The following is a 14,740-nucleotide window of genomic DNA, read 5'->3' as shown; positions in this document are numbered from 1 at the left end:
GCTTTTTTTATTGTTTTTGTAACTAAAAATTCAGTTTTTTATGGGAAAACGCATGCGAATCAAGTAAAATAGAGAAAGAATAAGCAGAAATGAAGATGGATAGAGCACATTTAAATACAGTCTTGAATGAGGCAAAAGGGGTAGAGTAATAATGGGTAAAGTGAGTGTGAAACATCAAGAAAATCTCCGATTGGAAGCATCTCTTTTTCATTTACATAAGCAATTTCAAGCAGCTGGAGATGAACAGCAGGCAGCAAAAGCAATACAGCTGTTAAAAAAGTGGGTGAACGGCGAATTTGTTGTAGCATTTTGCGGACATTTTTCGGCTGGAAAATCGAGCATGATTAACGAATTAATGGGGCAAGCAATTTTGCCTGCAAGTCCTATTCCAACAAGCGCAAACTTAGTATCAGTAAAAGCAGGGGATGAGCATGCAACCGTTTATTATCGCAAACAGCCGCCGGTGCGTTATGAAGCACCTTATGAGTATGAGCAAATTAAGCAGTTTGCTGTGGATGGAGATGAAGTAGAGTCCATTCATTTATCGATAGATACAGATGCTATTCCTAAAAATGTTGTGGTGATGGACACACCAGGAATTGATTCAACAGATGATGCACATCGTGTATCGACCGAGTCAGCTCTTCACTTAGCGGACGTTATTTTCTACGTAATGGATTATAATCATGTGCAGGCAGAATTAAATCTTCAATTTGCAAAACAGCTGCAAGAAGCTAATAAAACGCTTTATTTAATTGTAAATCAAATCGATAAACACCAAGAAGATCAGCTAACATTCCAAGCATTTAAAGAATCTGTAGAAACGTCATTTTTAAAGTGGAATGTGAGACCAGAAGGAATTTTCTATACGTCGTTAAAAGAGCCAATCAACCGTCATAATGACCTTTCGTACGTAAAATCTCTATTACTTGCTATGATGACGGAAAAAGAAAACCGACATCAGCATATTCAACATGCGATGCAAATGTTAATTGACGATCACCTTGCCTTTATTGAAGACCAAGAAGAAGAAAAGTTAACGATTCATGACGAGCTGCGCCATAAGCTGACGCTTGAGAATCATGAAATGAATAAGCAGCAAAAAGAGCAGCTTCTCGAAAAAGAAGCGGAAATAAGGCGTGCTGAAAAGCAGCTAGCAGAAACGTATCAACAAGAAACAGGTAAGATACTAAGCAACGCTAATTTAACACCATATGAAATGAGAGAAAAAGCTAGGCTGTTTTTAGAAACGACAAAGCCTGATTTTAAAGTAGGTCTTTTATTTGCTAAGAAAAAGACCGAGGAAGTAAAAAAAGAGCGGCTGACGTTATTTTTTGATGATATGAAAGAACGAGCAGCTTCTCAGCTGCAGTGGCACTTGCAGCAATATGTGCAAGAGCTGGTGAAAAATCAAAATCTTACCGATCCGGATCTTATACGCCAGGTTCAGCAGTTTGAAATTCCGTTAGAGCCGTATGATTTAATTGAAACCGTAAAGGCAGGAGCTACGATTAATGGTGATTATGTTTTAACATACGCAAAAGATGTAGCCGATCATATTAAGAAAAAAGCGACGCGATTATTATACGAGCTTTATGCGCAAATTGAACAGAGCAAAATCGAGCAAGATGAAGTAAAGCGTAAAAAAATTTATCAACACTTGCAGGAATGTGAAGTATTTGAAGAAGCGTATACATCTCTTCAGGAAATGAAATCAAAATTGGCACGTACAAAAGCTTTGCTTCAATCTTTACAGCAAACTGATGACGACCTAACGGCAGAAGATACAAACGAGTTGTCATATATGTTACAAGAAGAATATGAAACAGGCATCATGAAAGCTGAAGAAAAGCAAGAAGCTGTGAGTGAGCAGCAGTTAGTTTCACAGCCTGAGGAAGCTGTGCATGAAACAGGAACGGAAAAGGTTCTTCAAGATGTATCAGCTGTTCTCGAACAGCTCCGTTCATTTGGAAAGTTAGACCGCTTTATTACCAGGCTTCAAGAAAAGCGTAAAAAGCTATCAAATCAAACGTTTACTGTAGCTTTATTCGGAGCATTCAGTGCCGGTAAGTCATCTTTTGCTAATGCGTTGATTGGAGAAAGATTACTTCCAGTATCTCCGAACCCAACAACAGCAACCATCAATAAAATTATGCCTCCAACAGAAAAACGGCCGCATAAAACAGCTGTTGTGCAAATGAAAACAAACGAGCAGATGATCCAAGATTTAAATGGTGCACTTAAGCTGTTTCACCATGAAGTAGAATCAATTGACGAAGCGTTAACAATTATTCCAACACTGCAGGCAACAGAAGAGCTGCAGCTGCATTTGTCGTTTTTACAGGCAGTAGAAAAAGGCTACGGCGAAGTCAAGAAGCATATCGGTTCAGAAGTAGTGGTAGATACAGAAGGATTTCATGATTATGTAGCCAAAGAAGAAAAAGCGTGTTTTGTTCAATTTATTAACCTGTATTATGACTGTGAATTTACTCGCTTAGGCATTACGCTCGTTGATACACCCGGAGCTGATTCAATCAATGCGAGACACACTGGAGTAGCTTTTGAGTATATCAAAAATGCAGACGCCATTTTATTTGTAACATATTATAATCATGCGTTTTCAAAAGCTGACCGCGAATTTCTTATTCAGCTTGGCCGTGTAAAAGATGTATTTGCGCTTGATAAAATGTTTTTCTTAGTAAATGCAGCGGACCTAGCCAGCTCGGATACAGAGCTGCAGTTAGTTCAGACCTATGTAAAAGAACAGCTTGAACAGTATGGTATACGTTTTCCGCGCTTATACCCGGTATCAAGCTTGCAGGCTTTGCAAAACCACGAGGATAAAATGTTTCTGCCATTCAAAAATGCGTTTTACCGCTTCATAAATTATGAATTACCAGAGCTTGCTATCCAAAGTGTCTATGCAGATTTCGAACAAATTTTAGCAGTTTCCAATGAAATGAAACAGGTGCAAACAAAATCAGAAGTGGATAAAAAGCGATACATTCAATCTCTTCACATAAAAAATGAGCAGGTAGCAGCAAAACTGCATGAAATTCATTTTGAATATGAACAACAGCAGTTAGACCGAGAATTAGAAGAGCTCTTATTTTATGTAAAAAAACGTCTGTTTGTGAGGTACGATGACTTCTTTAAAGAAGCCTTCAGTCCGGCAAACTTAAGGGATGATCGAGGTGAAAAGCAAAAGCAGCTGCGCCTTTGTTTGCAGGAGTTGTTAACGTCTATTTCCTTCGATGCAACGCAAGAAGTGCGTGCGACCACTTTGCGAATCGAAAAATACATCGTAAAATTAATCGAAGACTGGCATCGAATGATCATTACAAAGCTACATCGCTATGAACCGACGTTTACTCCAACGCTGAACTCGTTAGAGCCTCCAAATGGCAGTGAAGTTGTGACAAGTCATCAATTTGATGAGAATGAATCGTATCAAAAAGAGCTTTCACTGTATAAAAACAATAAAAGCTTTTTTGAAAAAAATGAGAAAGTAAAGCTTCATGCTGCTTTACTAGAACGTATTAAGCCGGATGTTAATCACTACATTGCGAAAGAAGAAGCCGCTCTTCATTCACACTATACCCATTTAGTGAATCAGTACGTTCTAGCGCATAAACAGTCTGTATCTGAAGAATGGTATGATTATTACAAACAGCTGCAAGCGGCCGTGTCTGAAGAATTTCCAATTCAAGAATTGGTAAGTACAATGACGGTGCTAGAACATGTATTGGAGGAAAGAAAGGGTCATTAATTTTTATGTCTACACACATAAATAAACGGTTACAGGAAATTGAAAAAGAATATAATGTGGAAATTTTGTTTGCATGTGAATCAGGCAGCCGTGCTTACGGACTCGACACGTTAGCGAGTGATTTTGACGTCCGCTTTATATACAAGTATAAAGCATCACGCTATCTTCATCTCAATAGACCTCAAGAGGTCATTAATGTAGCAGAAGGCAATTATGATATGCAAGGGTGGGATTTGTACAAAACCATTTATTTGTTTACAAAATCAAACCCTTCGCTTTATGAGTGGCTATGGTCGCCTTTTGTTTATTATCAGAAGCCATCGTTTGCTGAGCCACTGCGGCAAATGATGGCTCACTCATATTCCTTAAAAGCATTGGGGTATCATTATTTTAAAATTTTAACGACAAATAGTAAAAGAAATCTGACATCTTCTGTTACAATAGAGGATATAAAAGTGATGCTTCAACTGATTCGTGCATTTTTATCACTGAAAGTAGTAGTAAAGCAGCGCAGTTTCCCTGTCATTTTATTTGCCAATTTATGTAAGCAGGCAAATCTCGACGATAGGCAGCAATCCATCATTGAGCAATTTGTACAGTGCAAGATAAGCGGGAAAGTTGCTTTTAATGTAAAGATGAAAAACTTTTTGGACAGCATTAAGAAAGAAGCTGCAGCGATAGAAAAAAGCTTAAAAGAATTACCGGAAAAGCAAATCAGTTATGAGGACATTAACTTATTTTTACTAAATCAGCATAATATAATGGAGGAACGAACATGAGTGTACATAAAGAAATTTCAGCCCATTCTAAAAAACAACACGAATTAGTACGTGCTTTTGCAAGCTTAGAAGCTCGACGCGAGCAAGCTATTGAAGCAGCTGTGCTTCTTTGCAAAGAAGGGAAACCCTTTTCTGTAGACGGTATTAATGCTGTAACAGCAGAAATTAATGAGCTGTCTCAAAAATATACCATCATTCCAGGCCGTAAAGTAGTGACAGAAGAAATGGTTAAAGAGTACGTAGCAAGAATATAAACGTGCTAAGCTCTGGTGTTTTTACCTTAATTTGAACAGGATATGACGTGCCGCTTGATCCATACTAATAGTGTACCAACGAGGTACAAATAGGAGGAGATAGCGATGGGTCGTCAAAAATTAGGTAATAAAAATGCGCAAGCGAATAACAATGCAAAGCATAATTATAACCAAGAGTTCTCTTCTGAGTTTAAAGCAAATCAGGCTCAAAAAGCAAAGCGTGCAAAAAGTGCAAATGACACTTATGCTGGGGAGTTTGCTTCTGAGTTCAACGTGCAACAAAACCAAAACAATTCTGTTAACAAGAAGTTAGAAGCTAATAAAAGTGCAAATAATCAATATGGCCAAGAATTCGGCTCTTATGCTGAAGTTGAATCTGCCAAAATGAATAATGCTGCACAAAAAAAGCGTAAAAAATAACAGAACTGTTTCCAAAAGCGCCGGGATTAGTCTGCTCTGTCAGCAGATTAGCCCGGCGTTTTTTGTTGGGCAATATTTGCTTGGGTACGAGATGTCAATCCATCGCAAACTATAGATGAGGTGAAGCAATATGAATAAAGGAATTGTCATTGCTCTTTCATCAATCGGTTTAGCCCAAGCCTTAAAAATCCCCATTAAAAAGTATCAAACAGGAAAATGGGATATGCGGATGATTGCTGCGTCGGGTGGAATGCCAAGCTCTCATTCAGCCGGCGTATCTTCTTTAGCGACCTATGTAGCGTTAAAAAGAGGTGTTTCTACGATTGATTTTGCGTTAGCATCTGTTTTTGGAATTATTGTGATGTACGATGCACAAGGAATTCGAAGGCAGACTGGCGAAATTACTATTAAAGTGAATACGTTAGATGAAGAAATTGAAAAGCTTGCGGGTCTTCCAGACGGAGGCTTTCACGATTTGACGGAACAGCGCTTGAAAGAAATGCTTGGGCATCAGCCTGAAGAAGTAATTGGGGGAGCCATTTTAGGAGTAGCACTTGGAGCGATTGGCTATTTTTTAGAAGGGAAATCATAGTCAAATAGCCAAAAGTAAGCTAAGATAAAGAAGAACCTTTGCAAAAGGATGGGACGAAAAAGTGACAAAAACAGCTCAAACCGTTGAAGAGTATCTTCTTTATCTTGAAGAAAAAGGCTTTCATTTAGCAGAAGATGCACGTGGATTTATTTCATTTGGTCAGCAGTATACGCGTGCAGCTGACGAGATGGTCATATTTACAATTGAATGGACACTAAAAGTACAAAAAGAATTTGACGGCAGTTTTTTTGTATCGCTCCTCGAGAATTTGACATCAAATCGTATTAGCAATCAAAAACAAGCCATTCAATATTTAAAGTCATCAGGTATGATTTAAGCAGGATTACATTCCTGCTTCTTTTTGATTAATGGCTTGTCTGGCCAGCTGATCAGCACCTGCATTTTGAGAGCTAGGGATCCACTTTATAAAAAATAACTCAAATTGACTGGACAATCTGAGGGCTTCTTCCAGTAAAGGAGCAAACGCTTTATTTTTAACGTATTCTTGGTTCATTGCGCGGTCTACTAGCTGAGAGTCCGTTCGAAAGGATACGCTCGTATACTTTTTTTCTAAACAAATTTTTAATGCATGAAGAAGTGCATGGTACTCTGCTTCATGATTCGTCATTGTCCCAAGAGCAATAGCGTAACGATGATGTTCACCATTTCCTTTAATTAAAATACCAGCTCCAGAAGGACCAGGGTTGCCAGCAGTGGCTCCGTCTATATAAACTTCAATCATCATACAGCCTCCTTGTTAAAACAATATAAGCTTAAACCATGTTTTTTCAACAATAGTATTGTATCATAAGTACTTCAGCTATTTTATATTAGCACGTATAAACGCTAAAATCCGCTTATTAGGTAAGAAAACTGTCATGAAAAGACATAATAGAAGATAAAATACAAAAAAGCAGAAAAAGTGTTGAATTCAAAATTGCTGATGAAAGGAATGCTCGTTATGAATTTCCAAATTGAATGGCATTATAAATCCTCGAAACATAAACAGTTAATTTTCACATCCGATTTCACAGATGCGAATGAGGCGCTAATGATTGTGGGTGATTTAGAAAAAACAGGTCGAACGAAGGAAATTTTTCTACTTGATGAGCAGCAGCAAAAATGGACTGTAAAAGAAGCGAAAAAGCTCTTACAGGAAGTACAGACAGAGCCTCACGATATTGTGGCATATTTTGACGGAGGCTATGAGCATGATACGCTCTTAGCGGGGCTTGGGGTTGTGATTTATTTTAAACAGAACAACAACTCTTACCGAATACGACGCAACTCAAGGCTGCAAGAGATTGAATCAAATAATGAGGCAGAGTATGCTGCTTTTTATTATTTAATACAAGAGCTTGAGGAACTTGGTGTTCATCATATACCGGTAACGTTTAGAGGTGACTCTCAGGTTGTATTAAATCAGCTGGCTGGGGAGTGGCCCTGTTTCGAAGAAGAGTTTAATCGGTACTTAGATCGAATAGAAGATAAAATGCAGGAGCTTGGTATCCGACCGGTATATGAGCCTATTTCAAGGAAGGAAAATGAAGAGGCTGACCAGCTTGCTACTCAAGCTCTTCAGGGGATACCAATTGCTAGCAGGAAGCAAGTGTAACACACAGAACGAAATGGAGATGAACGAGAGTGGAACGTAAACAATTATTAGAAGAAGTAACGGAGTTATTGGATTACTACTGTAGTGATTGTTTTGTAAAAAAAACGTTTAACAAAGAAAAGGGCAAAACATACGCTCAGACGTTTTGTATTAAAGAGTGTACCGTAGGAGAAAAAATTAAGCAGTATGGAGATTTGCTGACTAAAAAGTAAGCGTGTATAATTTGCCGGCAGCAGCTTCATTCTATCCATATGGAGGTGTTCTTTCAATGGATAAGTTTTCAAATGAAGAAGTAACAACAGGATATAATGATTTAAAGCAAGTAGAAGTGTCTATTCAATCTGCTCAAAAGATGATTGGGACAGCTACGATGAGTATGAGTCCTCAGCAGCTTGAAGAGGCAACGAATGCGCTTAATGATGCAAAAGCACAGCTTCAATCTGCCAAAGCTCATGGCACAGGAGTAGACGAGCAATTTCTTCAGCAGTGCATGCAGTCTATTCAAACATGTGAACAGCAGCTTACTGAGGCCAAACGCTAGGTATAACAAAAAAGAGACTCGGAAAAGAGTCTCTTTTACTATAAAATAAAAAGATCTATTTATGATAGCTTAGTGACATTAGCGGCTTGCGGGCCTCTATTGCCTTCTACAATTTCAAAAGATACCTCTTGGCCTTCTTCCAAGGATTTATAACCTTCGCTTTGGATGGCAGAAAAATGTACAAATACGTCGCTGCCGCCTTCAACTTCAATAAAGCCATAGCCTTTTTCATTGTTGAACCATTTTACTTTACCATTTTGCATAACTTGAATCCCCCTAGTACTGTGCAGCCTCATGCTGCTGAAACTCGAATTATCATTTCCAATAGAGGTAAATGATTGTTTATATTATATAATAAGAAGAAATAAAATTTCAACATTAAAATTTAACTTTTCTGAAAATTAAATTTTTATTTAACGTAGGCGTAGTACAATTATAACTAAAAAAATTTCGTATAAGATGAAAAATAACTGAAAATTTAGTTTATAATAAAAGTATAGTCAGCATAATTTTAAAGCGGTGATAAGGAGTGGGTCGTGTATGTATCGTACACAAGTAAATGGAAAAGAAATCATTTTGTTATTTTCAACGCTCGAAGCAGCAAAGAGCCGCAGCAACCTAGAGAAAGAGCAAATTTATAAGCGCGTATTGCATTTAAATGAGCAGCTGCTAATGTTTCAAAATGGAACAAGCTTCACCATTGGTGATCCGTTAGGATTAATTGTAGCTCAAGTGAAAAAAAGTGATTTGACAACCATATATATCGAACATATCATTGATAAACAGTTTATGTATGATGGAGAGGGTCATCGAGGTGAAGTAGTGTAACAAGATGACACCTATATATGAAGAAGCGTACGGAGATACTCGTACGCTTCTTCATATATAGGATTAAAAATATGCGATTTTACAAGTATTAACAGGGATAAATAACAAAGTTCAATAAATTAAAGAAGAACAGTGAAACCATGAATAGCAATCACCTTTTTAGCTAAAAAATATAGATACACATCATCTTATGTAATGAGATAGTTAAGCTTTAAAATCAATGAACACGAGAGGTTTTATAAAGCTTAAATTGAAAAACGTGTGATTGTGACGTTAATTAGAAGTAAGGTTTGGAGGACGCTATGGAAAGTAGAAAAAAATTGGATTTACTTGCTCTTGCTTCTGTGCCACTTATCATGACCCTCGGAAATTCAATGTTAATTCCGGTATTGCCGGTGATTGAAAAACGTCTACAGATAAGCTCGCTGCAGGTATCCATGATTATCACGGTCTATTCAATTTTCGCTATTTTTTTAATCCCGATTGCTGGTTATTTATCAGATCGATTTGGCCGCAAGAAAATTATTATTCCCAGTTTGCTGCTTGCTGCAGTAGGAGGGGCTTTAACAGGTTGGGCTTCATGGCAAATGGCCAATCCTTTCTGGGTTATTTTAATTGGCCGCGCGATTCAAGGAATAGGTTCAGCGGGAGCTATGCCTGTTGTGATGCCTTGTGTAGGAGATATGTTCAAAGACGAGCAAGAAATTACAAAAGGACTAGGTTTAATTGAAACAGCTAATACGTTTGGGAAAGTACTAAGCCCAATACTGGGAGCTTTTTTAGCGGCTATGATTTGGTTTCTTCCTTTTTGGTTCATTCCTATTCTTTGTCTTATTTCGATTCTTTTGGTTATCTTTTTAGTAAAAGTTCCGAAAAATGATAGTTCTTCTGAATCTGAACAAAAAAAGAAAAGTATTACGCAGTTTTTGAAGGATTTGAAGAAAACGCTCAAAGAAAATATTGGATGGCTTATGGCTATTTTTATTTTAGGCGCCATTATTATGCTTGTATTATTCGGTGTTTTATTTTACCTGTCGACCATACTAGAGGAGCGTTATCATATTGTGAATACGAAAAAAGGTTTAGTGATGGCTATTCCTTTGCTCGCTTTATCTATTTCTTCTTTTGTGGCGGGGAAAAAAGTTGGCAACAATAAAATCGTTATGAAGTGGTCTGCTTTTTTTGGCTTCTTATTGTTAACGTGTTCTTTCATCATTTTATTTTTTAATACGTCTCTTTTTAGTATTTTACTCACTTTAGTGCTTGGTGGAATTGGAATTGGAGCAGCTCTTCCCAGTCTTGATGCGCTTATTACAGAAGGAATTGAAAAGGAAGAGAGAGGAACCATTACGTCTCTTTACAGTTCGATGCGCTTTGTCGGAGTAGCAGCTGGACCTCCTCTTTATACACTGCTTATGAAGTGGTCGGACATGGCTGTGTTCCAAACGTCTCTAGGGGTTAGTGCGGTAGGTGCCATTTTAGTTTTAAAAGCTATTAAACCAAAGCCTGAAGGCGGCGTAAAACTGAAGAAAGCTGAAGTGTGATTTTATGGAGCTGTCTTATGATAAAAGACAGCTCTTTGCTATTTAAAGACCCGTCAATATGCTTAAATTTATATTGTGTCTAGAAAAAATCCTTGAAATTTCTTATACTTCAATTTATAGACAGCAGATGCAATAGTTCTTATTTTATTGAATAAGGTGGTTTTGAATTGAGTATAAATTATCAGAAATTAAAAAGCATGGTGGATCATTATCAAATATTTGATCTTGTAGCGTATATAACAGAAGAAGTACAAAGCCTTCAACCAAAGTGCCTTGCCGGGATTGTGAAAGAATGGTTAACAAATTTACAAACGGAAGAAGAGCTGTACGAGCTTATCCGCTTTTGTGATGAAGCTTTATTAAATCGTTTAAGTCGAATGTTAACGACATATGGCTATCGTCGATTTGGCTCGATTCGAATGGTGACTCTTTATTGTGATGATCTCCTGCGAGAAGGCAAGATACTCGACGCTGATGATAGACTTTCTGTATTAATTTCTCAGCTGGATACGGAATCAGTTAAAGAGGAACAGCTTGAGAAAATCTATTTTTTAAAGGTAAGAATTCTTTTAGAAATGAAACAAGTGGATGAAGCTTCTAAGTGGATGAAACAAGTAACGTCACATAATCAAAAGGGTATGGCTGACAGATGGGGATATTTTTATTTGCAGCTCAACGACAGAATGAAAGCTGAAGCCTGCTTAAAAGAAGGAACAACATATAAGGAGAATGGAGATTTTTGCTATGCAATGCTCGCAGACTTATATGCGTATGAAGGGAAGCATAAACAATCGCTTGAAACAATTAACGAGGCTATTGTCCGCTATCCACAGCTTCCGTCTTTATATATGGATAAAGTGATGCGATTAAAAGATTTAAAAGAGTATTCTCTCTTGCTTGAAACGATTGAATTTATCGACTCAAAGTTACCCTATCACGATTATCAAGATTTTTTTACGCTGCTGCGCGCAGACATTTATTTTGAACAGCAGCAGCAATCTCAGCTTACGCATCTGCTCTCGACTAAGCGATGTTTAAAAGATTCACCTTATCAAAAATTAATCGGAAAGCATACAGACGATAAATTCAGTACAATCAAGCTTCCTATTGTACCAATTGTTCAAAAAGATAATTATTGCGTGCCAGCCAGTATGAGTATGATGTTAAGGCTTTTACATACCGAAAAAACACAGGATGAGATTGGAATGCGTATTTACGGAGGCTTAGGATCCAAATTATCAACTGCGGTGAGCTACTTTGAATCTCTTGGCTTTGCAGCGATGTTTTTTACAGGCACAGTTGAACAGTTTAAAGAACTATTAGACAAAGGGCTGCCTATTTTGGTCAGTCTGGAATTTGAACAAGCTTCCCACGTTCAAGTTGTATTTGGCTATGATGATGAACTTGAACTTTTTCATGTACAAGATGCTAATTTTCTAAGTCCAACGTATGTAGAATATAAAAATTTTGATCAGCATTACGCTAATTCGGGGTTTTTATCAATTGTTGCTTCTAAAGCGGCAGCGGATCTCGCTTCACTTTCTAAAGAGCAAGATGTGTTTATTCGTCAGCTGTATGACTTAATCGAACTAGTTGAAGCGGATGAAGAGGCACACATTAATGATCTCGTTTCTTTACTAAAAGCAAATGAGCATGTTCCATTTGCCGCTATTTACAGTATGAAGCATTTGTATAGAAAAGAGCATGAAGCCTATATTCGTACGTGTATTAACCATGTGTTAGCGAAGTATAGCAATCATGATTATCTTAAGCTTCACGCTGCATATGCCTTTTTTAAACTTGACGACAGTAAGGGAGCATCTTCCTTGTTACACCACATAGATAACAAAAAGCATAGCTCTTTTTATCACTATCTTAAAGGAAGAATTGCGCTGGATGAAGAGAAGTATGATGAGGCTGTTGAAGCACTGCGCAGCTCCCTGCAATTAGACGTAGAGCAGCATTTGAACTGGAGCTATTTAGCACTTGCATATATGTACAAAGGAAACCTGGAAAAGGCTTTTGAATGCTCGACCATTTCCTTAAATATGTATGGCGATGAATCTTATACACAAATCAATCACGGACTTATTTTAATGGAGAAAGAAAGATATGCAGAAGCCAGAAATCTTTTCGACGCGTTATTAAAAGAAAACCCAAAAGATGCGCACAGCTGGTTTGAAAGAGCCCGTTGTGATGAACATTTAAAAAAGTTTCGTAAAGCTTACCGGGGATTTCAAGTAGCTAAACAGCTTTTGCCCACTGTTCCTTATCCATATCTTTCGATAGCTGATTTGCTACAATATCAACTAGAAAAAACAGACGAAGCTGAAAGCTATCTCAAAGAAGGCATGAAGCATCTCCCAAGCGACATGACAATTCGAGGAAGACTAGGCGATTTATACGTCGCGAATCAAAGGTACGAAGAAGCTATTGCTCTGTATAAAGAAGGCTTAAAAATAGAAGAAGATGCCCTTATGTATTTGGGCTTATCTTATGCGTATCTAGAAACAGGTGAACATTTAACGGCCGTTGATACGCTCACGCTTATTGCGCAGAAGTTTTCATCGAACAGCGACGTCCTGTTGGATGCAGGCAGCATGCTTTTGGATGCAGCAAAAGAGAAGAATCTAGACGACCAAACGATAGAGTTTGGATTTGCTCTTTATGAAGAAGGAATTCATTTTGCTCAAACAGCGCTAGCTGAAGTGTTAGAAGCATATACGAGTTATTTAGAAGACACGGCTTTACTGACTCGTGGAATTAAGTTTTTAACTGCAGAACATCAAGAGCACCCTAATGAGATTTTGTACATGTGCTACTTAGGCATATTATACGAACAAGTCAAGCAGCTAACAAAAAGTGAGAAACTTTATCAACAAGCGCTTCGTATCAAGCAAGATGCTTTGCCATATTATCGGTTAGGTGAAATATATCAATCAATGAATCGCATCACTGAAGCAAAAGAGGCCTTCCAAAAATGCTTAACTCTTGATAAAACATTTGAAGCCGCTTGTATGAAGCTTGCTGAAATGGCTTGTGAAGAACAAAATCGAACGGCTGAAAGGAATTGGCTGCTTCAATGGATACAGCTGAATCCTATGGAAGTAAACGTTGAGCACGCAGCTTCACTTTGTGAAACAGAGAAAGAGTATGAAGAGCTGTTAGAGGTATTAAAAAGCGTAAAGGAAATCGTTTTGCCTCAGTGGCTTGCTGACAGCCAGGCCCATGTGTATCGCCTAAAAGGAGACATTTCACAGGCTGAAACGTATTTAGAGAAGGCGCTTGAACTAGATCCACAGAATCCTGCTATTCGCCACCATCAGGCAAAATGGCTCATCATGGAGCATAGATATGAAGAAGCTAGAACAATTCTTACAGAGCTACTAAGTGAGAATCCGGAAGATTACGCTCTATTTCAAACGTTCATGTCTAGCTTTCCAAATGGAAAAAAACTGTCTGGGCTTACGGCAGATTTAAAAAAGATAAAAATGGAAAAACACAGCAAAAGCTTGTTATTTAAAAACGCAGCCGAGGCTTTAAATGAGTATGTCGATTCGATCGTAGAAGAGCAGCAAGGATCTATCTTCAAACGAAGCTTAGCAAAGTTCAAAGCAAAAGCAAAAACGGTTACGCTGCTCGGCTTAACGATTGAACTGTATGAACTTGCTATAAAAACGGATCCGAATAATAAAGAGGCTGTGCATGCATTTGCGGCTTTTTACGAAGAGAAAGGATTAATTGAAGATAGCATCACCGTGCTGAAAAAGTCGCTGCATCAAAGCTGGGATTTTGATGTTGGCTATCATTTAGCCAATATACTCGTTAATATCCATGAAAATGAACAGGCTGCACATGAAGCGCTAAACTTAGTTCAAAAACTTCTTGAACAGCAGCCGTATCATATAGATTTGCAGATATACCGGGCATTTATTTTGAGTAGCCTTGAAGAGGTAGAAAAATCGGAGACAGCTTTTCAAGAATTACTTCAACAGGAGATTTATCAGCCTGACATATATGCAGGACTAGCAAAACTGTATAATAAAACAGAACGTTATCATGAAACTGTTCAGCTTCTTCAAAAAGCGATTGAACAGCGTCAAGAGTATGAAGGGATGTATACTGATTTAGGTATCGCGTATCATTTAGAAGGTGAAACGGAAGCAGCAGCTTCGCTTATGATAACCAGAGTAGAAAGTGGAGACGAAGATCTTTTTATTCGCTATAACTTGGCATGCTATCTAGCTGTTCTTGGAAAAACTGCTTCTGCTCAGGAAGAGTTGGATTATGTTTTAGCACACGATGAAACGGGAGAATTCTATGAAATGGCTATGGCAGACGATGAACTAAAAGGATTAACGGTAAGAAGGTAAAAAAAAGAAGCTGGGTTTCAGCTTC

14 protein-coding genes are annotated in these 14,740 nt (G+C 37.9%); 12 read left to right on the top strand and 2 right to left on the bottom strand.

What is annotated here, in order from left to right; translation table 11 throughout:
- Positions 1-151: 151 nt before the first annotated feature.
- From AC1DEF_RS16155 to AC1DEF_RS16130, 6 genes are all read left to right on the top strand, one after another.
- On the top strand, positions 152-3,769 hold the full coding sequence (locus tag AC1DEF_RS16155; protein ID WP_477727435.1) for a dynamin family protein: 3,618 nt from the start codon (positions 152-154) through the stop codon (positions 3,767-3,769).
- Between the two features lie 5 nt (positions 3,770-3,774).
- Entirely contained in the window at positions 3,775-4,548 is a 774-nt protein-coding gene (locus AC1DEF_RS16150) for a nucleotidyltransferase domain-containing protein (protein WP_097823955.1), read from the top strand.
- Positions 4,545-4,802, top strand: a complete 258-nt coding sequence (locus AC1DEF_RS16145; RefSeq protein WP_013082381.1) for a DUF2533 family protein — start codon at positions 4,545-4,547, stop codon at positions 4,800-4,802. The genes AC1DEF_RS16150 and AC1DEF_RS16145 overlap by 4 nt, the downstream gene beginning before the upstream one ends.
- A gap of 105 nt (positions 4,803-4,907) precedes the next feature.
- Positions 4,908-5,222 (top strand): hypothetical protein, encoded by a 315-nt coding sequence (locus tag AC1DEF_RS16140; RefSeq protein WP_013056168.1) that lies wholly within the window; start codon positions 4,908-4,910, stop codon positions 5,220-5,222.
- A gap of 130 nt (positions 5,223-5,352) precedes the next feature.
- Positions 5,353-5,814 carry a divergent PAP2 family protein gene (locus tag AC1DEF_RS16135; RefSeq protein WP_013056169.1) on the top strand — a complete coding sequence of 154 codons (462 nt, stop codon included), beginning with the start codon at positions 5,353-5,355 and terminating at the stop codon, positions 5,812-5,814.
- Between the two features lie 61 nt (positions 5,815-5,875).
- Positions 5,876-6,151: a DUF6123 family protein gene (locus AC1DEF_RS16130; RefSeq protein ID WP_013082383.1), complete on the top strand. Its 276-nt coding sequence runs from the start codon at positions 5,876-5,878 to the stop codon at positions 6,149-6,151.
- Positions 6,152-6,157: 6 nt separating this feature from the next.
- Here AC1DEF_RS16130 and AC1DEF_RS16125 read toward each other — a convergent pair whose 3' ends face one another.
- A complete protein-coding gene (locus tag AC1DEF_RS16125; RefSeq protein WP_097823954.1) occupies positions 6,158-6,556 on the bottom strand; it encodes a reverse transcriptase-like protein in 399 nt (132 codons plus the stop codon).
- Between the two features lie 219 nt (positions 6,557-6,775).
- Between AC1DEF_RS16125 and AC1DEF_RS16120 the strand changes: the two genes are divergently transcribed.
- Genes AC1DEF_RS16120 through AC1DEF_RS16110 form a run of 3 tightly spaced genes read left to right on the top strand, consistent with a single transcriptional unit; the run spans position 6,776 to position 7,970 of the window.
- Positions 6,776-7,429 carry a ribonuclease H family protein gene (locus AC1DEF_RS16120; protein WP_016763503.1) on the top strand — a complete coding sequence of 218 codons (654 nt, stop codon included), beginning with the start codon at positions 6,776-6,778 and terminating at the stop codon, positions 7,427-7,429.
- Positions 7,430-7,458: 29 nt separating this feature from the next.
- On the top strand, positions 7,459-7,641 hold the full coding sequence (locus AC1DEF_RS16115; RefSeq protein WP_013056173.1) for a zinc-finger domain-containing protein: 183 nt from the start codon (positions 7,459-7,461) through the stop codon (positions 7,639-7,641).
- A gap of 56 nt (positions 7,642-7,697) precedes the next feature.
- Positions 7,698-7,970, top strand: a complete 273-nt coding sequence (locus tag AC1DEF_RS16110; protein ID WP_013056174.1) for a DUF2564 family protein — start codon at positions 7,698-7,700, stop codon at positions 7,968-7,970.
- Positions 7,971-8,029: 59 nt separating this feature from the next.
- Here the strand turns inward: AC1DEF_RS16110 and cspD are convergent, their stop codons facing one another.
- Positions 8,030-8,233, bottom strand: coding sequence for a cold-shock protein CspD (gene cspD / locus AC1DEF_RS16105; RefSeq protein ID WP_013056175.1), 204 nt, complete (start codon positions 8,231-8,233; stop codon positions 8,030-8,032).
- 277 nt (positions 8,234-8,510) lie between these two features.
- Here cspD and AC1DEF_RS16100 point away from each other — a divergent pair, with 277 nt between their 5' ends.
- The 3 genes from AC1DEF_RS16100 (at position 8,511) to AC1DEF_RS16090 (ending at position 14,715) form a co-directional block, all read left to right on the top strand.
- Positions 8,511-8,798 (top strand): hypothetical protein, encoded by a 288-nt coding sequence (locus AC1DEF_RS16100; protein WP_013082386.1) that lies wholly within the window; start codon positions 8,511-8,513, stop codon positions 8,796-8,798.
- Positions 8,799-9,100: 302 nt separating this feature from the next.
- Positions 9,101-10,342 carry an MFS transporter gene (locus tag AC1DEF_RS16095; protein ID WP_028414028.1) on the top strand — a complete coding sequence of 414 codons (1,242 nt, stop codon included), beginning with the start codon at positions 9,101-9,103 and terminating at the stop codon, positions 10,340-10,342.
- 167 nt (positions 10,343-10,509) lie between these two features.
- Entirely contained in the window at positions 10,510-14,715 is a 4,206-nt protein-coding gene (locus tag AC1DEF_RS16090) for a tetratricopeptide repeat protein (RefSeq protein WP_477727434.1), read from the top strand.
- The last annotated feature ends 25 nt before the right edge of the window (positions 14,716-14,740 follow it).

The organism is Priestia sp. 10L35, assembly GCF_056395685.1.
The sequence above is the reverse complement of the archived record's forward strand: the minus strand, read 5'-3'. Positions and strand labels throughout refer to the sequence as shown.